The following is a 23,866-nucleotide window of genomic DNA, read 5'->3' as shown; positions in this document are numbered from 1 at the left end:
GTCAGGCCGCGTCCCGTCTGCGCAGCAGCAGTGCGCCGATCACCAGTACTGCCATAAGCCCGGCGAAGATGGCGGCCAGTTCGCGGTTGTTCCAAGCCATCGTGACGAGCGCAAGGCTGGCCATGCCCAGCGCAATGGCCGGTGCGAACGGATAGAGCGGCGCGCGGAACGGGCGCGCCAGATCCGGCTCGCTACGGCGCAGGCGAAACAGCGCGGCCATCGAGACGATGTACATCGTCAGCGCGCCGAAGGCCGAGAGCGTCACCACGCTGGCGGTCAGCGATTGGCCCGCGATGGTGATGAAGGCATCGCTGTAGATTGCGGCAATGCCCACCACGCCGCCCGCCAGCGTCGCCACGTGCGGCGTGTTGAAGCGGGGGTGCAGCCGCGCGAACGCGCCCGGCAGGTAGCCCGCCCGGCCCAGCGCGAAGATCTGCCGCGCATAGCCCATGATGATCCCGTGGAACGAGGCGACAAGGCCAAACAGCCCGAGCCACACCAGCATGTGCAGCCAACCACTCGATGCGCCCACCGCGCGCTTCATGGCCTGTGGCAGCGGATCGTTGAGGCTGGAAAGTTCGGCCCAGCTGCCCGAACCACCGGCAAACAGCATGACCCCGAAGGCCAGCACGGTGAGCGTGAGAATGCCCGAGATGTAGGCCGTCGGGATCGTCCGGCGCGGTTCCTTCGCTTCCTCCGCCGCCATCGCCACGCCTTCGATGGCGAGGAAGAACCAGATCGCGAAGGGCAGCGCGGCGACGATTCCGCCCACCGCCGCCATGCTGAAATGATCCTGCCCGGCCCATCCGCCCGCAAGGAAATTGGACCAGCGGAATGCGGGCAGCACCACGCCCATGAACACGATGAGTTCGCCCACCGCGAGCAGCGTGACCACCACTTCGAAGCTGGCGGCAATCTGCACCCCCACGATGTTGAGCGCCATGAACACCGCATAAGCGCCCAGCGCCGCATGTTTTGGCTCCAGCGCGGGGAACTGCACGTGCAGATAGGCCCCGATGGCGAGCGAGATCGCGGGCGGCGCAAACAGGAACTCGACCAACGTGGCAAACCCGGCCACAGCACCGCCCAGCGGCCCGAAGGCGCGCAGGCCATAGGCGAAGGGGCCGCCCGCGTGGGGGATCGCGGTGGTCAATTCGGTGAACGAGAAGATGAAGGCGATATACATTGCCGCCACGGCTGCGGTCGTGACGAGAAAACCCAGCGTTCCAGCGCTCGCCCAGCCATAGCTCCAGCCGAAGTATTCGCCCGAAATGACAAGGCCCACCGCGATGGCCCAGAGCTGGAACGGCCCGAGAGTTCTCTGCAACTGGGCGCTCATGTGGGGTCAGGTTCCTTGGAGAATAGGGCCGGGGTCTGGTCGTCCTTCAGCGCGACGCCCGAAAGCTCGCGCCGCAGCGCCTCGCGCAGCAACCAGCCCAGTGTGCGGGCCGCGTCTTCGGGCGTAAGGCCCCCTGCGCCGTGGATATTGGAGATGCAGTTGCGCTCCGCATCGCTGCGGCCGGGGCGGGGGCCGAAGGTCAGGTAGATGCCAAGGCTGTCATGCACGCTGAGGCCGGGCCGCTCGCCGATGATCATCACTGAAACCCGCGCGCCCAGTGCCTCGCCGATGGGATCGGCCAGCGCGACGCGCGCGGCCTGCGCGATCACCACGGGACCGATGGTCAGCCCTTCCAGCGCCGCCGCACAGGCTTTCAGCAGCCGCGCCGCGCCTGCCTGCACGCCTGTCGCGGAAAGTCCGTCCCCGATCACGAACACCACGTCGCAGCGCCCACCTGCCTGCGCCAGCAGCGCGGCAGACCGCGCCGAAAGGCGGCGTCCCAGATCAGGGCGGCGTAGATACGTCGCCCGGTCCGGCGCGTCGCTTTCGACCTGAAGCACCGGGAGCTGGGCGAGTTCTGCCGCCAGCGCGCCACCATCGAGCGCGGCATGAACCGCATCGCGCGCACGGGCATGGGCCAGCTGGAAATCGAGCACTTCGCCCAGCGGCAAGGCATGGCCCACGCGGCCCAGCGCAATCCGCGCCGGGGTTGTCCGCCGCAGCCGCGCCCACATGTCTCCGGGCAGGATTTCGCTCAAGACAGGCTCTCGGCCAATTGGCGCATGAAAGGAGATGCGCCATCGGCCAGGGCGCGCAAGCGGCCATCGGGCGCGGCAATGCCCACCTCCGCCAGCCACGCCTCAAACTCCGGCGCGGGGCGCAGGCCCATCACTTCGCGCAAGTAGAGCGCGTCGTGGTTGGACAGGCTCTGGTACGAGAGCATCACATCGTCGCTGCCCGGCACGCAGATCAGGAAGCTGCAGCCCGCCACCGTCAGCAGCGTCATCAGGCTGTCCATGTCGTCCTGATCGGCCTCGGCATGGTTGGTGTAGCACACGTCGCAGCCCATCGGCAGGCCGAGCAGCTTGCCGCAGAAGTGATCTTCCAGCCCCGCGCGGATGATCTGCTTGCCGTCATAGAGATATTCCGGCCCGATGAAGCCGACGACCGTGTTGACCAGCAGCGGATCGAACGCGCGGGCGACAGCATAGGCGCGCGCTTCCATCGTCTGCTGATCGATGCCGTGGTGGGCATTGGCGGATAGCGCCGAGCCTTGCCCGGTCTCGAAATACATCACGTTCTGGCCCACCGTCCCGCGCCCCAGCGCGAGCGCCGCCGCGTGCGCCTCGCGCAGCACGGCAAGGTCGATGCCGAAGCCCGCGTTGGCCGCCTCGCTCCCCGCGATGGACTGGAACACCAGATCGACCGGCGCGCCGCGCTCCATGATGGCAAGGGCGTTTGTCACATGGGTCAGCACGCAGGTCTGCGCCGGGATGGCATAGCGCGCGCGCAGCTCGTCCAGCATCCGGATCAGGGTGGCCGCGGCAGGCACGCTGTCGGTTGCGGGGTTCACCCCGATCACCGCATCGCCCACCCCGTGGAGCAGGCCATCGAGCACGGCGGCAGCAATTCCGCGCGGATCGTCCGTGGGATGGTTGGGCTGGAGCCGGGTGGAAAGCCGCCCGGGCAGGCCGATGGTGGAGCGGAAGGCGGTCACCACGCGGATCTTCTTCGCCACCGCGATGAGGTCCTGCGCGCGCATCAGCTTGGAAACCGCCGCCGCCATTTCCGGCGTCACCCCGCGTGCGATCTCCGCCAGCGCCGCCGTGTCCGCCGCCTCACTCAACAGCCAATCGCGAAACCCGCCGACGGTGAGGTGGGCAATCGGCGCGAAGGCCGCAGCATCGTGGCCGTCGATGATCAGCCGCGTCACTTCGTCGGCTTCGTAAGGGACTAGCGCTTCGTTCAGGAAGGTGCGCAGCGGCATGTCCGCCAAGACCCAGCGCGCGGCGACCCGCCGTGTCGCGCTACTTGCCGCGATGCCAGCCAGCTCGTCGCCGGAGCGCAGCGGGCTGGCGGCTGCCAGCACGGCTTTCAGGTCGTCAAAGCTGTGTCGCTCGCCGCCAAGATCGCAGGAAAACGGCAAGATCGGAAACCTCCATGGCGCACTCCGGCGATGGTAGGCCTCGATCTTGCCGCCTTGCAACTGGCGTCTGGGGAAAACCCTATTCCGGAATGCGCCAACGGATCACGCCGCTATAGCGTCCAGCCACCAGATCGCCGTGCTCGTCGCGGGCCGGGGTGAAGCGCGCCCGCTGGCTCAGCCGCGCGCACGTTGCGGCATCGAGGTCGGCGGACCTGCTCGACTGCGCGATCCGGCAATCGCGCACGCGGCCATCGGGGCTGATCGACAGTTCGAAGCGCGTGGCCCCCTGATCCCCCCGCCGCAAGGCTGCCGCAGGATAATCGGCGTCCGAAACCCATGTGCCCGGCGCGCCCAGCGGCTGTGCGGCGCGTGGGGTGAAGCTGGGGCCGGAACTGGAGGAGGACGGCGATGGCGGCGGAAGCGGCGGCAGGAGATCGCCGCCGAGGCCCGATCCGACCGGCACCAGCGGCCCCGTATCGATGGGCAGGCCGGGACCGGGCATCGGCGGCAAGGGCACGAAGGGATCGGGCCGGGGCACCGTAAGGCTGGGGCGCGCGGACGGTTTGGGTTCGGGGGCAGGGGCGGGCGGCGGCGGAGGCGGCATATAGGTCCATGCGGGGAGCGCCTGCCGCTTGAACTCCTTGATGATCCCGCCGGCAAATCCGCTGAGCAGCACCACCGCCATCACACCGTGCACCGCGCCAACAGCGCCCAGCGTCGCGATCCGGCGGCGATTGGTATCGGGGGTAAGGTAGGCCATCGCATGCTCTCCTCTGCTGTGCCGGACAGCCCGGGCCGGGAGGAAAGCAGCGGGAACGAAACGAACAATCCCGATGCAAGCAACACGGGCCGAACGACGTTTTAACAATATATCATTACCACGCTTGATGGCGGCATGCGAGAAGAATCTCAACTGCATTGGTGGAGATTTCAGTTTCACACCGCAACCGATCCAGCCTCCGCGACCGAGTGCGCCTTCGACCAGCCCGGCCCATCAATCCACAGCGGCGACCATGCCTTCCGCCAGCCAGCGGCCCAGCAGCGTGCCAGCGGTCCTCACGGCCGCCTCTTCGCCCAATGTCACCGCCAGCCGCGCGCAGATCGCGGCGAAGCCTTCGCCCCCCGCCGACCATGCCAGCACTTCGCGCTCATGGGCCTCGGCGCGCCGAAAGACCGGTTCCAGTCCTTGCCGCCACACCAGCAGCGCGCCGCCTTGCTCCGCGGTTTGGGCATGAGGCGGCGTCTCACCGCTCGCCAGTCCCTGCCAGATCGCATCGGCGTTGGTGGTGATCGGCAGCACCAGCAGCGATGGCACGGGGCGGATCACCGCCGTTTCCCAATCCGTCACGGCCAGAACTTCGGCAAGTGCCTCAGGCTGCAACGCCTCCGCGTCTGGACCTATGAAAACCTGCGCCACCGTCCAGTCGATCAGCGCGATCTCGGCCCCCACAGGATCCTCCGGCCGCAGGAACCCCGCGAAGTCCTCGCCATAGGCATCCAGCGTCCAGCCTGAAGGCGGATGCGCATCGATATAGCGCGCGGCGGCACTCTCGAACGCGTCCTTGCTCAGCCACAGCGCCAGCCGCTGGAATGTCTCGGCAAGGCTGGAAACCAGCGCGGTGCGGTAGGTGTTCTGATGGACCAGCAGGCCCGCAAGGGTGTCACCCTTTCCGCCGTCCAGCGCGGCGGCGGCGCGGTCCTCCCCCGTCACCAGCCAGTCGCGAAACTGGCGCTGCAGGGCCAGCAGGCTCATGCTGCGGCCCGTTCTGCCGCTTCGGCGCTGATGCGGCGCGCCACGTCCAGTTCGGCGCACAATTCGTCCAACTCCGGAATGTTGCCGTCACGCTCGATCATCGTCGGCACTGCGCCGGCCAGCGCGATCGCCGCGCGGTAGAGCGCCCAGACTTCGTCCGGCACCGGCTGGTCGTGCGTGTCGATCAGCAAGTGCTCACCGCGCACATGGCCCGCCAGATGGATCTGCCCGACAGCCGCCATCGGAAAGCCCGCGAGATAGTCCTCTGCGGCAAATCCGTGGTTCACCGCGCTGACATGGATGTTGTTCACATCGAGCAGCAGCCCGCACCCCGTGCGCTGCGCCATGGCGGCGAGGAATTCCCACTCTGTCATCGCGCCGGGAAAGGCGATGTAGCGCGATGGGTTCTCGAACAGCATTCGCCGCCCCAGCGCTGTTTGCGCGCGGTCGATATTGCAGCACACCACGTCCAGCGCTTCCTCGGTATAAGGCAGTGGCAGCAGGTCAGGCGCATGGAAACCGTCGATCCGGGTCCAGCACAGATGGTCTGAAACCACGGCCGGTTCCACGCGGTCGACCAAGCGGCGCAGCGCGGCAAGGTAATCGTCCCTGAGGCCGTCCGCCGATCCGACGGACAGCGAAACACCGTGCAGCGCCAGCGGGTAGTTCGCCCTTGCTTGCAGCAGCGTGTCGAGCGGCTTGCCGCCCGAAACCATGAAGTTTTCGGAAATGACCTCGATGAAATCGACCCGCGCGGTGCCGCCGGTAAAGGCGCGGTAGTGCGGCTGGCGCATGCCGAGGCCAAAGCCTGCCAGCGGCTCAGGCATGGAGAGGTCCGGTCTGTTTTCCCATGATCATGTATTGTATCATGCGTCCTTCACTGCACTGCGCCGGACCATACCCGGTCCGCCACATCTGCAAAAGGATCATGCCATGAAGCTTGCCGCCCCCGCTTTCGCCGCCTCGATCGCCCTTGGCCTTGCAGCCGGCGCTGCGCAGGCTGCCGATGCCAAGCCCGCCATGGAAAAGTGCTACGGCGTTGCCAAGGCCGGCAAGAACGAATGCGCCACGAACACGGGCCTGAGCTGTGCCGGCAGCGCGAAGACCGATTATCAGGGTGATGCGTGGGTCATGGTCAAGGCCGGAACCTGCACCTCGATCCAGACGCCCAGAGGCCCCGGCTCGCTCGCCGCCAAGCCGCGCTGAACTTGCGCCAGTTTTCCGCAGGCATGCTTGGCTGAGGTAAAAAAAGGGGCGGATTGCTCCGCCCCTTCCTCGGCCGAGGGCCTTGCGGCTCCGGTCGTTAGCTGGTTCGAAAGCCGCTTACAGCAGCTTCCAGGTGATCGGCACGGTCACCGAAGTTGCGCCGCCCGGCGGGGGGGGGACCGAACCGGTGCGGCTCGGCAGGGCCAGCGCCTCGCGGTCCAGCACCGTCGAACCCGAAGGCGCGATCAGTTCGGCGCGTTCCACCGCGCCCGAGGCTGCGACGTAGATCTTCACTTTCGCGGTGCCCTGCTCGCCCCGGGCCTGCGCGGCCTTGGGGTAGGTCTGCTTGGAGGCGATGGTGCGGGTCACGGCCTTGATCCAGTCAGCCGACTGGGCATGGGCGGGTCCGGCGATGCAGGCGGCAGCAAGAAGCCCGAAGGCCAGCGTTTTGGCGGTCTTGAACATGGTGGGTCCTTCAAGTTGGCGTCGAATGGGGTAGGCCGCCAGCGGGGGGGCTGGATGGGCCGTGGTCTTGTGCGGTGGCTCCATCTGGCCCTGCGCCCGTTAGATTCGCGCCAACCGGGCTTACGAACGGCACCGGAGGGGGCGTTCATGCGATTTCGGGCGTTTCGGCGCCCTAAACCTTGCCTCCGTGCGCGCCTTGAAGGTTAATGCGGACCCATGATCCCACGCCGATTCGTTCTCGCCGCGCTGCCGCTTGCCGCAATGCTCGTCGCGGCCGCCCCGCAGCGGCGCTCCGCGCCCGCCGCGCCGCCCGCGCCGCCTCCGCCGTTGGCGGCGGTCGAGCGCATCGCGCTGGTAACGGAGATGGGTACGATCGAGCTCGCGCTCGATGGCGCGCATGCACCGATCAGCACCGCCAATTTCCTGCGCTATGTCGATGCCAAGCGGTTTGACGGGATCACGTTCTACCGCGCGATGCATCTGGCCTGGGGCGATCAGCCCAATGGCCTGCTGCAAGGCGGCCTGCGTGATCCGCGCCGCCTGTTCCCGCCTATCGCGCATGAACCCACCAGCCAGACCGGCCTCAGCCACACGGCGGGCGCGATCTCGATGGCGCGGAATGCGCCCGGCACGGCCACGGCGGATTTCTCGATCATGCTGTCCGATATCATCGGCCTTGATGCCGATCCCAAATCGGCGGACCCGGAGGCGCAGGCGGGCTATGCCGTGTTCGGCAAAGTGACGGCGGGCATGGATGTCGTCCGCAAGATCTGGGATTCGCCGATCTCGCAGACGCTGGGCGAAGGGGTGATGCGCGGGCAGATGCTCGAAGCGCCGGTGAAGATCCTCACCGCTCGCCGCCTGCCGCCTGCGCCATAGTAGCCGCGCGGGCTATAGCGGGCAGGCCACGGGCTCACCCGCGCCGCGCTGAAACAGCACCAGCCGCAAGTTGAACGAATCGCCGCCAGCGGTCTGGTTCGGCCCTGCCACCAGTTCCAGCGCCTCGCCCGCAGCGAGATCGGCGCTCAGCGGCGGCAGCTGCAATTGGCCGGTCAACACGCCGCGCCACAGCACTTTGCCGCCTGCCGTCACGGTCAGGTTTACCCCGTCGCCCGCCGCGCCTTTGGCAAAGCAGCCGCCCACATCAAGCGTCTCTGCCACAGGGGCCACATGCCGCCACACTGCGCGCAGCGGCGCAGCGCCCGTGCCGCCCGGCGCGGCGGATGTCGTGTTGATCCGCAGCGGGCGATACCAGCGGTCGCCGAAGTAGCTGGTGAACTGATCGTCGAACAGCGGCAGCCGGTATGTTGCATCGGCCTTGAGCCGCACGGCATAGCGCCATTGCGGCGTGCCCCAGCCCATCAGGGTATCGGCGATCCAGGTGGAGCTGCCAAAGCGGATCGCGGTGGTGCCGGTGATCACCAGCGGGCGCTCGCTCACGCTGGCGATGGGCACCGGCGCGCCGGTCGCATCGCGCACGTCGCCGCCCTCCACCGTGATTGTGCGGGGCGCGCCCCAGACGACCGTGGTGTCCGTGCCGAAGCGATAGGCGAACAACAGCGGATCACCCAGATCGAGCCGCTGCGGCCTCCCCTGCGCCAGCACTTGCTGCATCAGCCGGAAGGCCCGCATCTGTGCTTTGGGCGTGGTGCCCGCAAACAGCCCCATGTTCGGATACCAGCGCTGGTCGATCAGCGCATACCAGCTGGCCTGCGCCGCGCCGCCTGCCGCCAGCATGGTCGCTTGCTTGGTCAGTTCGTCCGCCGCCATGGTCTGGTCGCGCGTGTCGAGGCTCAGCTCGCTGGCCCAGATCGGCACGCGCCGTCCCGCCGCATCCATCGCTGCATTGAGCGCGCCCAGCTCCACGTCGAGCCCTTCGGCGCGGCTGCGATAGGGGTGGACGGCAATGCCATCCACTTCGCCCAGCATCCCGGCGGCAAACAGGGTCTTGAGAAAGCCGGTGCCGATGGTGTTGGTCGATCCGCCAAGGATCGCCGTGCGCCCACCAAGCCGCCCGCGCACAGCCTTCAGCGTGGCGACATAGGCAGCGGCGCGGTTCGTGCCCGCCGGATAAAGCAGCGTGCCGGGGCCATTGATCTCGTTGCCCACCTCGATCCCCGCAAGGCAGGGGCCGAAGCGGTCCGCAAGCGCGGCGAGATAGGCGGCAAAGGCGGCATTGCCCGCCGCGCTCGAAACCCATTGCCCGCCATCATAGAGCGGATTGACCGGCACCGCCGTCAGCAGCAGGCGCTGGCCACTGGCGCAGGCAGCGCTCAGTGCCTGCGCCGCCGGGGTGCCGAGGTCATAGCTCCCGCGCGCTTTCTCGGCTTCCGCCCAAGGCAGCGAATCGCGCAGCATCGGCGCGGAAACCTGTTGCGCCAGCGCCAGCGTGGAGGCGGGCCAGCCCTGGCTGAAATGGGTCTGCACCCCCAGAACCATCGGCGGCAGCGGCGCGGTGTCTGCTGCCGTGCGCGCTTGCGCGCCGGCCGCTTGCGCCGTTCCAATAGGGGAAGTGACCTCTGCCGTGCGTTGCAGCCGCACCGGCCCGCAGGCGGCAAGCAAGCCCAGCAACACGGCAATCCGCAGAGCCGGGCGCACCTCGCCCGCAAGTCGGCCTGCAATCTGGCGGGGGGTATCAATCAGGGCACGGCGAACCATGGCGCACTCTCCATCCGGGGATGCGGCAAGGATGTGCCGGACGCGCCTTAATGCGCTCCCAGCGGATTCGCTTAAGCGGCCATTTTTCTGTGTTGCGCTAGTCTCGCCGAACGCTCGGGGTTTCTGCGTAGCCCGGCCCGACTGGCGGCGCCAAGTGGCATCAGCGCCCGGCGCGTTCGCTGCTCGTGTCCAAAGCCTCGCGGGCGTTTACCATGACAGAAAGGTTTGCCTGCTAAGCGAATCCCGCAAGGGGGCCCGGATCGCGGCCCCGGATCGTATGGATGAAGATGGATATGGATTCTTTCGGGCGCATCGGCGTGATCGGTCTTGGCTATGTCGGACTGCCGCTGGCGGTCTCGTTTGCGCGCAAGCACGCGGTCATCGGGCTTGACGTGAACGCGGCGCGTATCGCCGCGCTGAAGGCCGGAGACGATCATACCAATGAGGTTTCGCGGGAGGAACTGCTCGCCTCGGCGCTGGTGGTGACCGACAATCCGGACGATCTGCGCGGCTGCCGGATCATCATCGTCACCGTGCCGACCCCGGTCGATGAAAGCCGCCGTCCGGATTTCTCGGCGCTGCACAAGGCCTGCCTTACAGTGGGCAAGGTGATCGAGCCGGGCGCGGTGATCGTGTTCGAATCGACCGTCTATCCCGGTGCGACCGAAGAAGTCTGCGCGCCGGTGATCGAAGCCGCCTCGGGCCTGCGCTCGGGCATTGATTTCAAGCTGGGCTACAGCCCCGAACGCATCAATCCGGGTGACAAGGCCCATCCGTTCGAAAAGATCGTCAAGGTCGTCTCGGGCCACGATGCCGAAACGCTCGATCTCCTCGCCGATCTCTATGGCTCGGTGGTCACGGCGGGCATTCACAAGGCATCCTCGATCAAGGTTGCCGAAGCCTCGAAGGTGATCGAGAATACCCAGCGTGACATCAATATCGCGCTGATGAACGAGATTTCGAAGATCTGCGATCTCGTCGGCATCCGCACCAGCGAGGTGCTGGCGGCGGCTGGCACCAAGTGGAACTTCCTGCGCTTCTATCCCGGCCTTGTCGGCGGGCACTGCATCGGCGTCGATCCCTATTACCTCACCGCCAAGGCCGAACAGCTTGGCTATCACCCGCAGGTCATCCTCGCGGGGCGGCGCATCAATGATGGCATGGGCAGCTATATCGCCCAGCGCGCGGTCAAGATGATGGCGGCGGCGCAGTGCAAGCTGGCCGAAGCGCGGGTCGGGATCCTGGGCCTGACGTTCAAGGAAAACGTTCCCGATATCCGCAATTCCAAGGTCGAGGATATCGTGCGCGAATTTCGCGAATTCGGCATCCGGCCTCTCGTGCATGATCCGCTCGCCGATCCGGCTGCCGCTAGCCATGAATTCGGCATCGCGCTGAGCGATCTAGCGGAAATGCATGATCTCGATGCGCTCGTGCTGGCGGTTTCGCACGATGCCTATGCGGCGCTCTCGCGCGATGAACTGGGCGCGATGCTCAAGCCCGGCGGCGTGATCATCGACGTCAAGTCCGTCCTTGCGCCCGAAGCACTGCCTGCCGGAAGTCGCTACTGGAGCCTGTGATCCCGGCTTCATCCGCAGTGTCTTCCGCCGCATCTGCGGTAGGCTGCGGCAGGATCGTCGCCTCGCTGTTCCAGATCAGCCCTGTCGCCGAAAGCTCGGGCGCGAGCTTCTTGTAGAAATTGCCGTTGAGCTGCGTGCGCGTGATCAGCTCGTCGCGGAACTTGAGGTACAGCGTCCGGTCGGGGATGGCGCTGTCCGCTTCGGTCCAGAAGCGATCGAGCGGGCCCTGATAGGTCATGCCCGGCATGTCCCACACGGCTTCGCCCACCGCCTTGGTCGGACATTTCATGCCGATCGAGGTAAGGCCCACCGTGCTATTGATCACGATCACGCCGCGGCAATTGCGGATCAGCGTGGGGGTGTGCTGATCGTGGAGGTAGATCACCCGGTCTGCACAATCGTGCTCGCGCGCCAGATCGCGGATCAGGCGGGTATAGTTGCGGTAGCCGCGGTCCATCGGATGATGCTTGAGCACCAGCCGGGTATCGGCAGGCGCATGCCGGGCGAATGATGCGATCATTGCGTCGATGAAGCCTTCGATCCCGCCGACATCGGCGTGGGTGTGGACTTGCGCATCATTGTGGACCTGCAGCGGAACGAAGAAGTAGCTCTTGCTCCACGGGCCTGAGAGATTGTCCTGCATCCCGCGTTGGCGCCACTTGAACCATTGTTTGCGCAAGGGTGAAAGCAGCCAGGGAAAGCATTCGCTGAGGACCAGCGGCCGGTGGTGCTGATAGTGCGGATAGCGCCAGCGGCCGAGGCCTCCGAACAGATAATAGTGGAACCCCCACCAGACCATCAGCCAGAAAGCGCTCGGCATCGGGCGGATCGTGATGAGGCGGTCCGGTGCGGCAAGGTAGTCTTCGGGCTGGCGGGTCAGCGGGCTGTTGGCATTAACCCCGTCGCGTTCCAGTGTTACGAAATCGGGCCTCAAATAGCCTTCCTCGAACACGCTGACTTCGATGCCGAGGCGCCCCGCCACGGCATGCGCGCTGCTGTGGATCGGGCGGCAATCGCCAAACAGGAACACCAGCTCAATCTGCAATTCGCGCAGCCGGGCCTCAAACCACGCCGGCCAATCTTCCATGCGACCGCGATAGGGCGTGCCGCCGGGGTAGAACAGCCAGTCTCCGGCGTTGAAGTTGATCTTGTGAACCTCGCAGCCGGCGGCTTGCAGATCTGTGGCAAAGCGCCGAAAGAACGGCCCAATCGGTCCCTGCAGAAGGAGCACGCGGCGGCCGGCAAAGGCCTTGATCCCTCCCTCGATCACGGTCACCGTCTCCCCCACAACGCGTCTTTCAGAACCCGCATTTTCCGAAATTGACGCCTTGCCCAACCCGAACGAAGCTGTTCAAGTTTGCCGGTGCTTTGAAGGAGATCGCGCGTCTGTGCAATGCGGTATAGTACCGTTTCGCAAACATCGCCGCATCGGGCTTCAGGGTTCCAGTAATAAGGATAGACCAGTAGCGCGCCTGCAACCAGTGCATCGAGCGTGAGTCGCCGGGTTCTTCTGGGCCATGCCGCCGATACTTCGGCCCGGTCTTCGGTGAGGCCCCAGCCGGCATAGAACGGTGCGCCATAAGTGATGACGGGCTTGCCGCGCAGCAGCGCATCGAACCCTGAAAGCGACGTGATCGTATGGACTTCGTCGCAGGCCTCGATGCAGCTCACGATCGAGGCATCGGTCTCGATCCAGTCCGCGACAGCTTGCGTTTCGCGCAGCGCAGTTCGCCCGCTGCGGTTGCCGCTCATCACATCGGGGTGCGGCTTGTAGACGATCCAGGCGTCTGGCCGGGCACTGCGCACCGCGCGCAGCAGGGCAAGATTGCTGCGCACGTGCGCGCCGCCCAGTGCGATGGATGCATCGGTTTCCACTTGTCCTGGCACAAGCACGATGGGCCGCCCGGGCGCGGGCGCAGGCCAGCGCGGCACAGTGCGCGGCTCGATGTTGTACTTCGTCAGCCCGCTGGCCACGATCAAGGCGCGGATCTGCGCAGCGCGGGCCAGCATGTCTGCGCCGAACGTGTTGGTTTGAAGGATCGTCTCGAGATCGCTGGCGCGTGTCGCATCGAAGTAGATCCCCGTGCGGTCCAGCACCAGCGATTGCGGCGGGATCAGGTCGGAACCAAGGCCGACCGAGCGGATGAAACCGTCCTCCAGCCGGAGCAGGGCAGCCCCGGTCGCGCAGGCGAGGTCCGCGATGCCCGGCGGCGGTGTTGCGCCCCAGATCGCAATGGCATCCGCGGCACTGGGCGCCAATGCAGCAACGGCCTTGCTCCCCCGCACAAAGTGCAGGCGGCGGCACTGGGCCTGCAGCATCGGGCTGAGATTGTGGGCTTTCCATTGGCGCAGGCCAACCGCGATGATCCGGTCATAGGCCGGCCCCCGCTCGGTGTCTGCCAAGGCCCCATTCCCGTTCGTGGCAGTCCCGCTCATGGCTACGGGCTCTACACTCCGGCGGCCGCAGTGACCAGTTCGAGCCGCTGCGCCCAGGTGTGATGCTCCGCGACAAAGGCGGCGCCCTGCCGCGCCCGGTCAAGATCTTCGCTCGAAGGCCCATGCCGCAGGCGATCAAACAGGTCGCGCGCTTCTTCCGCCGTCGTGACAACATGGCAGAAATCGCGGAACAACGCATCGACCGAGGCCGATGCCGAAGTGACGGCAATCCCGCCGCAAGCGAGGATCTCGACCAGACGGCGTGAAACCATGGTCGGCGAATCCGTCACCGTGTTCACGTTGAGCGAGATCAGATGATCCTTGTAGATCTGCGCAGTCTGCGCGTGGGGCACCGCTGGCCGGACCACCAGTCCGTCCCATTCGGGATAGCGATAGATCGAGGAGCCGCGTTCCGAATTGCGATCATAGATCGTCAGCGCCATCCCGCTTTCGCGCACCGCCGTGAACGCCATGTTCTGCCAGGCGCGGCGGACGTCATGGATGTGTGTGCTGTAGCTGCCCACAAAGTTTGCATCATGCGTGCGAAAGTTGAAGCCGGTGAAATTGTGGAACCGGGGCTGGACCGGGAACGGCAGCACCCCAACGCTCGTGCCCGGATCGACGACAGCGCGGTAGCGCGGCACGCAGTTGGCATCGACCGTGAGGATATGATCGAACAGCCGCGCGCTTGCGATGAAGCGGTCGAAATGGACCCCGTCTTCCTTGTTCCAGAACACGGTCGGAATGCCCAGATCGCGCGCAACCCGCACCAACCCGCGCAGTCGCCGGTTGGAACGGAGCAGGTGGCGAGGATAGGAGGCAATCTTGTACTTCCAGCTATCATCGACACCGTGCCACGCGGATTCCACCAGCAGCAGGTCGGGGCGTTCGCTTTTGAGGAGTCCCTTGAAGCCGCTTGAGGGCACGTCGATGACGTTGCACTCAAGCGAAAGGCAAGACCGCGTCAGTTCATCGGCAACGAGCGCAATCTTCAGTTTTGACGCAATCATTCAGCCTCAGCCACCATCTCTCTCAGCCCGGATCCGGGGTGTCGAGAAGCTTGCAGCCTGGCACCACGGCTTCGGATCCTCGCTGCCCTCTATAGAGATGCGCTGGCTGATCGCCAGACCCGGATAATGGTTGGTGCTGGCAACATTGCCGGTCGAGGGGCATTCCCCGCTCTTCTTGGTGCACTTCTCCATCGCGCTCTTGTCGCAGTAGGATTCCTGGATGGCAGGCACCGCATCGCTTGTCCGGAAGGTATTGTCTTCGATCAGATTGTCGTTCGACGTATCGCGCAACTTGATTGCTGCGCCGCAGAAATCCTGGAAGGAATTGTGCCTGATCCGGTTTCCCGACGAATAATGGGCGATGTAGATCGAGTGCAGATAACCGCACTCCTTGAGCGGATAATTCCGGATCGAGTTGAAGTAGTTGTTCTCAAAGATGTTGTCGTGCGAGTTGACCAGCCTGATCGCGGCCGTCGACCGCTCTGTGCCGGGCCGTGAACCGATGCGGGCGAACACATTGTTCTGGATCACGGTGCCAGCGTTGTTCATGTCCGGCGAGCGGCGATCGCCGACCAGGTTGATCGCAGTTCCATAGTCGACGACCCGCAGGCCGCGGATCGTCAGGCCCGTCGTCTTCCCGCCCGATCCGTTGTAGGTCAGCCAGGTGCCACTCCCGTTTCCGTAAAACGCCGGATACTCCGAGGCTTTTTCGCTGGTGCCGGTAATCGTCAGCTTGCCGCGGAATTGTCCCTCGCTGAGCACGATGTTCGTTCCGCGGTAGATCCCTGGGCCGATGAGAATGGTGATGTCCTCGCCGGTGCGGTCGGAGATGGCCTTGCCGACGCTGATGGCCTTGCCCACGCTAGCCACAGCCTTTTCCGGCGCGGAGCCATCCGCAACATCGGAGCCGTTACGGGCAACGTAGATGTCGGCGGCGATGGCATTGCCACCCGTCATGAGAATCCCGGCGGCCATCAGCGCGACGAGTGTGGACTTGATCAAGCGGCGCATGGATGGGCTGTCCTTTCAAATTCCTGGCCGAATGGCCATTCAGGCTTCGACAACTTGCGGCAGTTTGAGTGACAAGGTCTCCTTGAACGTCGCATTAAAGACCTCGATGGCCTTTTGCAGGTCTGCCTCGCGTGCCTTGAATATCGCAAGCGCTTCGGGCTGCATCGACTTGTCTCGACGGGTTCCGGTCACGCGCTCCGTAGCATTCCGGTTCTCGGTGGTCCGGGAAATCTTCGCAAGCCATTCCACCGATGGTCCGATCTTGAGTGGTGCAAAAATGCGCTGCCGTAGCCACATCGCCTTGTCTTTTGAGGCAATGAAGGAATCGAGGTTGAGCGTGGAGATGACCACGCGTTTGCGACCTTCGGCACCGATCCTGGCGATCTGCGATGCTGCGGAAATGCTGGTGATGTAGCGGTCGATGTAATCGTTGGCCCCCATGGCGAACCATGGCATCGATGAAAGCGACAAGTAGCAATCGATCGGGTTGCGGATGCAATAGAAATATCTGACCTGCGGAAAACTCGGCAGAAGCAGAGCATTCAGATCCCGGTACATCAGTTCGGCGGACGGGGACTTGAAGCCTTGTATGGGCGCCGCGGGAACATTGATCGGCATGGTTTTCGAAAAGCTGCCGAACATCTGGATGATCGTCTGCGGGCGCTTTACTGCAATCGCATCGGCGGCATAGCCTGCCGGGTAGAGCTGATCTGCGGCTTCGACTGCCTTGCGAATGATCGGCACGACGCGATTGCTGATTTCACCTTGCAGCGCGACGGAATCGTGACGGGACATGAAATCCGTGAACTGCCTTGTGCCACAACGTGGCATCCCGCAGACAACTACAAATTTCTCCCGAGTAGGGTCGAAATGTTTAGACATCATTCTTCCAGTATCAACGAGTTTACAGCAGGTCTGCGAGGCGTCCTTCTTCGCAAACAATTCCAGTGGATGTGATTTCGCTACCGGATAGGTCGGCCATGCCGGTGGCAATGAAGAAATTTTTCATGACAAGTTCGACGCCGAGCGGATTTACTTCGCGTTGGTTTGGCTCGAAGAACATGCCTTTTGCAGGATGGCTTGCAATGATTTCGTAAGACGGAAAGTAGTGAATGCCCTCATGATCTTCCGCGAGATCGCCTGCAACCGCGCGCAGGACCGATTTCGAATAGACCGTGGCCGGCAGGACGTGCTCTTCTCCCGCTGTTGCCGCCAACGGAACGGGCGATACGGTGAGCAGCAGGCGTGCGCCGGGATTGATGATGCGCAGTTCCCGCCAGAAGGTCTCCATGTCTGCCATCACTTCGCCATAACGCAAATTGCGCAACGCATAGCGTGAAGGGTCGTATTGTCCGGCAATGGTGCCCGGCGCTGTTGGATACATGGTGCCATCGAGGCGGGATTCCCAGCCTTCCGTAAGCCCGAGCGTGAAGACCAACAGATCGAGGGTCGAGAACATCATGAGGACGTGTTCGAGGTGCTGCTTGCGCGCTGCAAGCACGTCTTGGGCACTTGCCGTGCCGCGGGGTTCGACGGACGGCCGCAGGGCATCGAAGAAGCGGCCGTCCCGCATCCAGACTGCATCTGCCGGCGTGTGACGCCCTTGCGCCGCCAGCAGCAATTGCAGCAGTTGGCGGGATGTGTAGATGTTGCCGAACCGGCATGAAAACAGATTGTACCCACGCGCCTGGGCTTCTTCCCTTGAGCCGAATGCAGCAGGTGCCGGTTCCAGATCCATGTAGTTGCAACCCCGCTGCGCGAGGTGGTGTCCGATGTGCTGAGCAAAGCAGCTGCCCGCAGTGGCAATTCGGTCATCCGGATCAAAGGGGATGGGCTGGCTGAGGCTGTCGAGATCTGCGATGTGCCGCTCGCTGATCGCGGGTTTCCAGAACGATCTTTCCGGCCGCCCGCGATAGGGATGGCCATGCGCTGCTTCCTGCACCGCAGCCCTCAGAGGCGCCGTTATCTGCGGCGCGACGTTCTGAAGTTTGGTTTCCGGCTGGTGCTCCGCTTTCGGAAGTACGGGTTCCTCTGATGTCAGGTTGGCGGCGCCATGCGCGATATCGTGCCACGTCTGGATCAGATCCTCGACCTGTGTTGTCGCCGCCTTGCAGGCGGCTGCCAGCCACGCGATGGCTTCTTCAGGCGGGCTGACATGGCCCATCTCGCCCCAGTAGTCCGAATGCAGAATGAAGTTCTGGCGCTCCGAGGCCCGGGCGATAGCACCGACCAGCGGCATCAGCTGCCGCGTGAAATGCCTACGGTCTCCATGCGACTGAACATAAATGACAGTGTTTGTCAGGCCCTTCTGATACAGCGGGACGAGGTCTGCACAGGTGACTTTCGCAAGGTCGGCATCCTTGGTCAGGCTGGGCCAGCAGGCCTTGCGATAATTGGCTACGAGCCGTCCCGAATAGTCCATGATCCGGGTTTGCGGATTGAAGACCACCGCCACGCTGCCGGGATCGCGGTGGGAGAAATACAGCGCGGCAAAGCCGCCGCCCGAACCACCGGTGTAGATTCTGCGTTCGGCGCCCAGAAGCCGTGCGGCTTCGATGCAGATCGCACTGACGATACCCTGAATATCAGCGCCTTCATGGCCGCAATACCAGGCGATGGAGAGATCGCGGTGCTTCGCGAGCGAGGGGTCGGCAATGCTGATCTGGTGGGAATGCGCAGTCTGCCGATTGGGGAAATGGGCAAACGTCGTGCCGCTGCGGCTGTCCTGATGAACAGCGCCGTGAAACGCGAACACGATATTCTTGGAGCCCGGGTTAATCGTGATGCGCAAGGGAATGCTGCATCCCGCAACGCGGATGACGCGGTCACGGGTGCCAGAGCGGCGGAACCGCAATGCGCCAGCCACACGGCTGGTGATTTCCTCCTTGACTGACTGCGGCAACACCCGATCAGGACTCCGCTTCGACTTTCAGCCTGGCCTGATAACCGTTTTGGCCGTTTGTCGATACGGGAGCGGCGGCCTGCAGCAGGCTCAGTTCCCGTTCGATGGTCTCGGCAAATCCCGATTGTGCACGAACCCTTGCCGCTGCTGCAGCCGAAAGGCGCAGGAACAGGTCCGGATCGGCGACAAGGCGCTCGATTGCATCGGCCAGTTCCTCAGGGCTTTCGGGGCTCGCAAGAACACCGCAGGTATCATCCACGAATTCGGGTACGGCCGAGATATTGGTGGTCACCGGGACCAGCCCCGAAGCCATGGCCTCGTCCCGCGAAACGCCTTGCGAATCCAGCCGCGTCGGGCACAGGAAAATGCCGTTCCTGCCATGCTGTTGGGCAATTTCCGCCTGGGTCACGAACCGCCGCTCAAGCGTCACATTGGTCATCCCGCGCAGCGGTGCGACCGTTTCTTCGAACAGTTCGCCATCGCCGATCAGGGTAAACGAAAGGCGGTCGAAGCCGGGGCGTTGCGACAGCAACCGGATCGCCTCGACGGTCAGGTCGTTACCATAGGTTATCGCCGCAAAGGGACGGATCGAAAGCACGGCATGGCGATCCTCCGCCTGCTTGGGCTGATATGCGAACAGGTTTCCGTCGATGAAGTTGTGGATCACGGCAAACCGTTCGCCCTGCAGGCTGATGCCGAGGTCCTCTTCAGCCTCGCGGCGAAGCGTTTCCGAGACGAACACGAACGAGAGATTCGGATGCGGATTTGCGGCCACCTTCCGCCAGAAGGCCAGGCGCTGGTCTGCAAGGCGCATCTGCCGATCGCGCTCTGAATCTTCGAACCGCGCAAACTCGGCGCTGCGCCGTTGCCAGGCGCGGATTTCGGCGCCGTGGACCCATACGGTGATCTTCACCTGATCCAGATGGCGTTCCAGGATGTCCCACATGAACTTGTCGAGCAGGTGGACGAAGACATGTTCGTGCCGCTGCTGCCGCAGCACCAGATCCAGAAAATCCTGGTTGGCCTGAACGATATCGATGCCCTCGAACTCGCGGAAGGCAAACGGCTGGTCGTTGCTGATGCGGAACACGTCGGCTCGCTGGCCAGCCTTGCGGTAACCGCGGACGCGGCTGTGCACGAACCCGTAGCGGTACAGGTCGTCGTAGGCAGGATACTGTTTGCCCAGCACCAGCACGGAAGCAGTCGGGATCAGGAAATTCGGCTTTTCCCGCACATCGTCCAGAATGAGGCGGCGGATCGCCAGCGTGCCGCTGCCCTGCAGCCGCAGGCCAAAGCGCACGAATTCGCAGTTCGGCGGGATTGCCAGCGTGCCCGCGCTTCCCACGCGGAACATGCCGTGGCTGATCTTGACCTTGTTCGCATCGAGAAATTCGAACACGCTTCGCGCGTCGAAACCTTCGCCGGTCACTTCGGCATCAAGCTCGAAGCGGCTGTTCAGGCGCAGGTTCAATTCCTCGCGCGTGAAGTACTTGCCAAGATAGGCATAGCCATACTTGTCGGCGGCAAATTCGCTGCGCACCGTCCAGACCGGGCCGCCCGCATCCTTGAGCACTGCACCTGCCGGGGGCCGTGCAGGAGCAAGCGCGCGCATGGTCTCGGCCGGCAGGGCGAAATGCTCCGCACCGGTGGCGTCGGTGGGCAGTATGGGAGGTGCTGCTGGAGAGCTCTCGGCCAGCGGCAGGATGGTCTGCTCAAGCGATGTGCCTGTCCATAGATCGGGAATGTCATCGACCGTCGCCGCGACATCTGCTGCGCAAAGCCTGCCGTTCCGGCAATAATTGAATTCGTCGACGCCCAGAAAGGTGCCGCCCTTGAGCAGCCAGTCTGCCGCAAACGGGTCGGACTGTGCCTGCCAATGGGTAGACAGCCAATCGCCGCGCACCAATGCCGAACGTGCCGCCAGGGTCGGCACAGGGTGATACTGCTCGCCGTTCTGCAGCAAAGTCAGTTCATCGCCGCTCGCGCAGAAATGGGCAGGCTTGCCCACTGCATCGGGCTGAGCATAGCGCTCGGTCAGCGCCAGATCGGACAGGTAATGCGCGCCGTAGTGATCGTCGGGATGCCACGGGGCGACCCAGTGGCTTTCACCGGCAAGCGTTTGCAGCGCTGCCTGATCGCCTTCCGCGATGATGCGTTCCGCTTTCCCCGGTGCCTCTGCACCTGTCGTGGAGGGAGACAAGGCGAGGCCATTGGCAGCGATGAGGACCAAGCACCGGTTGGGGTGATGCTGCGCCGCGAAGCAGGTACGCAGATGGTTCGCTTCATCGAGCGAGGCCACCTTGCCGATGACTGTGATTGGCGCGGCTTCCACCGTGCATGTCTGGCCCGAGACCTTGGCCGCGATGTAGGCAAGCCGGTGCACGTAGCAATGCTCGGACAGCACCTTGCGTACCCCGGCGAGGCGGAACTTGCGCGCAGTAACCGGATCGCCGGTCACGGCGCCAAGCTGGCGTCCGATTTCGTTCTGGTTATCGGAGCAGACCACCAGATCCCCAAACATGATCCGCACGCCGCGCGAATAGTTGCTCAGGACGATGGTATTGGAGGCCATCAATTCGAACACACGCCGCGCAAACATCGTCTGCGATTGCTTGATCGTGTTCATATTGATGCCGTAGGTGTAACCCTTGTAGGCCTTCTCAATCTTGTCGAACGGAAGATTGCCGACAATGTAGGGGGTGTATTCCTTCGGGAACTCGTAGTGCGGATGCGGGTTTTCGTAGTTGCGGTCGTAGATCTCGACCGGCGCGACCGTGGCGGCGAGTTCGATCAGCGATTGGAAGTCGCGTTGCCGCTCGGGGTACTTGAGGTAGTAGGATCCTGCAAAACAGAAGGCGTTCTGGCGCTCGAACTTCTCGATCGGATTGTGCGTGAGCGGCTGCGCGGCAAACGGCAGCAGGTAAACCCGGTTGTGCCCGACTTTGCGGCGATAGCGGGCGATGCAGTCGATATCCGTGGTGAACACGTGGTCCACGGCCTGCGCGATGTGCTGAAAACCTCCGAAGTGAACCGGGTCTTCCTTGTTCCAGAACATGCTGGGCACACGGTTGCGCGCTGCCCAGGCAATCACGCCCATGATCTCGGGCGAACGGTTGCTCACCTTGAGCGACCATTTGCCTTCGAAACCGCGCCAGGCGGATTCGATGAACACCAGATCTGGCATGAACGCTTCAAGCTGCTCGCGCCATGTGTCGGGGTCGAGCTCCAGCAGTTCGCATTCCGGCGCATAGCTTGATCGCGTGAACTCATCCATCACGCCGGCGATCTTGAGAGACCGCAGATTGGCAGGCAGTGCCTTGAGGAAAGCCGGCCCCCGGTCGCTGTCATCGAGGGTCTCGTTTGTGTCGATCTGCTCGGGCGTGGGCTGCGGCGCCTCGACCAAGGCCGTGACCTTGTTCGCCGCAGCGAGCCGCCGCTGCCGCGCATCACGGCGCATGGACATGATGGCAGAAGGGAAGGCCCTGATCCCGGCGAGCGATTTCAGTGCAAGGATCGCGTTGCCGAGCCGGAAGGCGATACTTTCGCGCACGCGGTCCACGCGTTCGAGCAGGCCATTGATCTTGCGTTCCATCGCCGCGATACGGAATTCGCGTACTTCGACCGTCCGTTCCAGCTTGCGGATCTTCTGGCGCAAGTCGCGCGCTTCGTCGGTCAGCTTGTTGCAATCGGCCAGAAGCTTGGCACGTTCCCGGCTCAATTCCGCGATGCGGGCTTCTGCAACCTTGTGCCGCGCATCAAGCTGCCGCAGATCATTGTTGGCGGATTGCAGGCTTTGCTCGGTCCGGGCTGCAAGCTCCAGTGCAAGGCGTGCATTTTCCTGCGCTTCGCGTTCGCGCTGGGCGAGTGCAAAGGTTTCTTCCTTCGCTCTGATCGCTTGCGCCAATGCATCACGCGCCGTTTCACGCGCATCCACTTCGCGTTGACTGAACGCAAGCGTTTCGTCTTTGGCGACAATCACTCTTGTCAGAGCATCGCGCGCAGTTTCGGCGGAATCCTGCTCCAGCTGGCGCAAGGTGAGTGCTTCTTCCTTGGCGACAATGACTTGTGCCAGCGTCTCATCTTTGGCGGCCACGACCTGTGCCAGCGCGTCGCGTGCGGTTTCGCGCGCTTCGCGTTCATGCTGGCTGAGGGCTAACGCCTCATCCTTCGCGGCCACGATCTGTGCCAGCGCGTCGCGTGCGGTTTCGCGCGCTTCGCGTTCGTGCTGGCTGAGGGCCAGCGCCTCATCCTTGGCGGCCACGATCTGTGCCAGCGCCTCGCGAGCGGCTTCGCGCGCTTCGCGTTCGTGCTGGCTGAGGGCCAGCGCCTCATCCTTCGCGCCGACCACGGCTGCAGATGCTGCAAGGGCTTCTTCTTTGGCCTTCACCGCGGCTGCGGTTGCGGCAAGCGCTTGTTCCCGCGCTCCGAGAAGGGCTTCTGCCGCTTCACGCTCCTTGCGTAGCGCAATGTCGCCACGCTTGCGCAGGGCCTCTGCATTTTCCAATGCCAGCTTCTCGCGGGCTCCGGCTGGCGCAAGCTGGTTGCGCAATTCGCGCAGCAATTGGTTCTGCCGGTAATCGCCCTGGCCGGTGCGGCGTTGCAGAAACTCGAGCCGTTCCTCGATCGTCACCGCTTCTGCGGGAATGAACAAGTGCGTAGGCGTGGCGTTGAAGCAGCCGAGATAGGAAAGGTCCGCTTCCTTCAGCTTGCGGCTGATCGTGCGGAACTGGGCTTCGGTGATGCACTCGATATAAAGGATCGGTCGGTCCCGCCGCAGCAGGCCTGCCGCCCCTTCGAGAACGTCGATTTCCATGCCTTCGACATCGATTTTGAGCATCCCGACACGGTCAGGCAAATCAAGGCTGTCAAGGGAAACGACGTCGAGGGTTCCGCCCTCGGTCAACACGAGGTTTTGAGCGCCGAGGTTGTTGGGCTTCGCCGCGCCGAACTCGGCACGGGCGGTCTCGCGCCCTACACCGACACGCTTGACGGTAATCGGCGGCAGCCCGGGATTCAGGCGCGCGCTTTCCTCGATCGCGTCGCAAAGTTCTGCATTCGGTTCGAACGCGATGACCGGGCACTGCGCGACTGCTGCAAGAAACAGCGTGTGGTTGCCGACATTTGCGCCCACGTCGAGCACGAGTGTGCCCGGCGCAATCCGCCCGGCCATGTCATCCAGCATTTCCTGTTCGTAGGGTTTCCCCTCGGTGAGGATCTTGTTCTGGATATAGTCGGTTGCGGCATGGGGCAGCACAATGCGGTACTGCGCCGCACCAACCGCCAGATCGGCAATCGCCGGCCCTGCGGCTGCAATCTCGCGTTCTTCTCCGGATGTCTTCGGAGAGCTGCCCCCCTCACTCATG

Annotated in this window: 18 protein-coding genes; 3 read left to right on the top strand and 15 right to left on the bottom strand. The window is 64.0% G+C overall.

Going from position 1 to position 23,866, the window contains the following annotated elements; all coding sequences use genetic code 11:
- Nucleotide 1: 1 nt before the first annotated feature.
- The 6 genes from eat to CFE35_RS17880 form a co-directional block, all read right to left on the bottom strand.
- Nucleotides 2-1,339: an ethanolamine permease gene (gene eat / locus CFE35_RS17905; protein ID WP_292932683.1), complete on the bottom strand. Its 1,338-nt coding sequence runs from the start codon at nucleotides 1,337-1,339 to the stop codon at nucleotides 2-4.
- Nucleotides 1,336-2,097 carry an ethanolamine ammonia-lyase subunit EutC gene (gene eutC / locus CFE35_RS17900; RefSeq protein ID WP_292932681.1) on the bottom strand — a complete coding sequence of 254 codons (762 nt, stop codon included), beginning with the start codon at nucleotides 2,095-2,097 and terminating at the stop codon, nucleotides 1,336-1,338. The genes eat and eutC overlap by 4 nt, the downstream gene beginning before the upstream one ends.
- The gene (locus CFE35_RS17895; protein WP_292932679.1) at nucleotides 2,094-3,485 is read right to left on the bottom strand and encodes an ethanolamine ammonia-lyase subunit EutB; all 1,392 of its coding nucleotides are present in this window, start codon (nucleotides 3,483-3,485) and stop codon (nucleotides 2,094-2,096) included. The genes eutC and CFE35_RS17895 overlap by 4 nt, the downstream gene beginning before the upstream one ends.
- A 79-nt stretch (nucleotides 3,486-3,564) precedes the next feature.
- On the bottom strand, nucleotides 3,565-4,245 hold the full coding sequence (locus CFE35_RS17890; RefSeq protein ID WP_292932677.1) for an energy transducer TonB: 681 nt from the start codon (nucleotides 4,243-4,245) through the stop codon (nucleotides 3,565-3,567).
- 234 nt (nucleotides 4,246-4,479) lie between these two features.
- The gene (locus CFE35_RS17885; protein WP_292932675.1) at nucleotides 4,480-5,238 is read right to left on the bottom strand and encodes a DNA-binding domain-containing protein; all 759 of its coding nucleotides are present in this window, start codon (nucleotides 5,236-5,238) and stop codon (nucleotides 4,480-4,482) included.
- Entirely contained in the window at nucleotides 5,235-6,065 is an 831-nt protein-coding gene (locus CFE35_RS17880; RefSeq protein WP_292932673.1) for a DUF692 domain-containing protein, read from the bottom strand. Before CFE35_RS17880 ends, CFE35_RS17885 begins: the two co-directional genes overlap by 4 nt.
- A gap of 106 nt (nucleotides 6,066-6,171) precedes the next feature.
- Here CFE35_RS17880 and CFE35_RS17875 point away from each other — a divergent pair, with 106 nt between their 5' ends.
- Complete coding sequence (locus tag CFE35_RS17875; RefSeq protein ID WP_292932671.1) at nucleotides 6,172-6,444, top strand: DUF2282 domain-containing protein; 273 nt, start codon at nucleotides 6,172-6,174, stop codon at nucleotides 6,442-6,444.
- 117 nt (nucleotides 6,445-6,561) lie between these two features.
- Here CFE35_RS17875 and CFE35_RS17870 read toward each other — a convergent pair whose 3' ends face one another.
- Nucleotides 6,562-6,909 (bottom strand): energy transducer TonB, encoded by a 348-nt coding sequence (locus CFE35_RS17870; protein WP_292932670.1) that lies wholly within the window; start codon nucleotides 6,907-6,909, stop codon nucleotides 6,562-6,564.
- Nucleotides 6,910-7,125: 216 nt separating this feature from the next.
- Here CFE35_RS17870 and CFE35_RS17865 point away from each other — a divergent pair, with 216 nt between their 5' ends.
- Nucleotides 7,126-7,788 carry a peptidylprolyl isomerase gene (locus CFE35_RS17865; RefSeq protein WP_292932668.1) on the top strand — a complete coding sequence of 221 codons (663 nt, stop codon included), beginning with the start codon at nucleotides 7,126-7,128 and terminating at the stop codon, nucleotides 7,786-7,788.
- Nucleotides 7,789-7,800: 12 nt separating this feature from the next.
- Here the strand turns inward: CFE35_RS17865 and CFE35_RS17860 are convergent, their stop codons facing one another.
- Nucleotides 7,801-9,567 carry a hypothetical protein gene (locus CFE35_RS17860; RefSeq protein ID WP_292932666.1) on the bottom strand — a complete coding sequence of 589 codons (1,767 nt, stop codon included), beginning with the start codon at nucleotides 9,565-9,567 and terminating at the stop codon, nucleotides 7,801-7,803.
- A gap of 287 nt (nucleotides 9,568-9,854) precedes the next feature.
- Between CFE35_RS17860 and CFE35_RS17855 the strand changes: the two genes are divergently transcribed.
- Entirely contained in the window at nucleotides 9,855-11,144 is a 1,290-nt protein-coding gene (locus CFE35_RS17855; RefSeq protein WP_292932664.1) for a nucleotide sugar dehydrogenase, read from the top strand.
- Here CFE35_RS17855 and CFE35_RS17850 read toward each other — a convergent pair.
- From CFE35_RS17850 to CFE35_RS17820, 7 genes are all read right to left on the bottom strand, one after another.
- A complete protein-coding gene (locus CFE35_RS17850) occupies nucleotides 11,086-12,420 on the bottom strand; it encodes a capsular biosynthesis protein (protein ID WP_292932663.1) in 1,335 nt (444 codons plus the stop codon). The genes CFE35_RS17855 and CFE35_RS17850 overlap by 59 nt on opposite strands.
- Nucleotides 12,417-13,547: a capsular biosynthesis protein gene (locus CFE35_RS17845; protein WP_292932662.1), complete on the bottom strand. Its 1,131-nt coding sequence runs from the start codon at nucleotides 13,545-13,547 to the stop codon at nucleotides 12,417-12,419. The genes CFE35_RS17850 and CFE35_RS17845 overlap by 4 nt, the downstream gene beginning before the upstream one ends.
- A gap of 44 nt (nucleotides 13,548-13,591) precedes the next feature.
- Complete coding sequence (locus CFE35_RS17840; protein ID WP_292932660.1) at nucleotides 13,592-14,590, bottom strand: glycosyltransferase; 999 nt, start codon at nucleotides 14,588-14,590, stop codon at nucleotides 13,592-13,594.
- Between the two features lie 6 nt (nucleotides 14,591-14,596).
- Nucleotides 14,597-15,601, bottom strand: a complete 1,005-nt coding sequence (locus CFE35_RS17835; protein ID WP_292932659.1) for a right-handed parallel beta-helix repeat-containing protein — start codon at nucleotides 15,599-15,601, stop codon at nucleotides 14,597-14,599.
- Between the two features lie 39 nt (nucleotides 15,602-15,640).
- The gene (locus CFE35_RS17830) at nucleotides 15,641-16,396 is read right to left on the bottom strand and encodes a hypothetical protein (protein WP_292932657.1); all 756 of its coding nucleotides are present in this window, start codon (nucleotides 16,394-16,396) and stop codon (nucleotides 15,641-15,643) included.
- A 109-nt stretch (nucleotides 16,397-16,505) separates the two neighbouring features.
- Nucleotides 16,506-18,503, bottom strand: a complete 1,998-nt coding sequence (locus CFE35_RS17825) for a GSCFA domain-containing protein (protein WP_292932655.1) — start codon at nucleotides 18,501-18,503, stop codon at nucleotides 16,506-16,508.
- Nucleotides 18,504-18,510: 7 nt separating this feature from the next.
- Complete coding sequence (locus CFE35_RS17820) at nucleotides 18,511-23,865, bottom strand: FkbM family methyltransferase (protein WP_292932653.1); 5,355 nt, start codon at nucleotides 23,863-23,865, stop codon at nucleotides 18,511-18,513.
- Between the last annotated feature and the right edge of the window lies 1 nt (nucleotide 23,866).

It is taken from the genome of Novosphingobium sp. PASSN1 (assembly GCF_002278815.1).
This window is presented reverse-complemented; position numbering and strand designations above follow the sequence as displayed.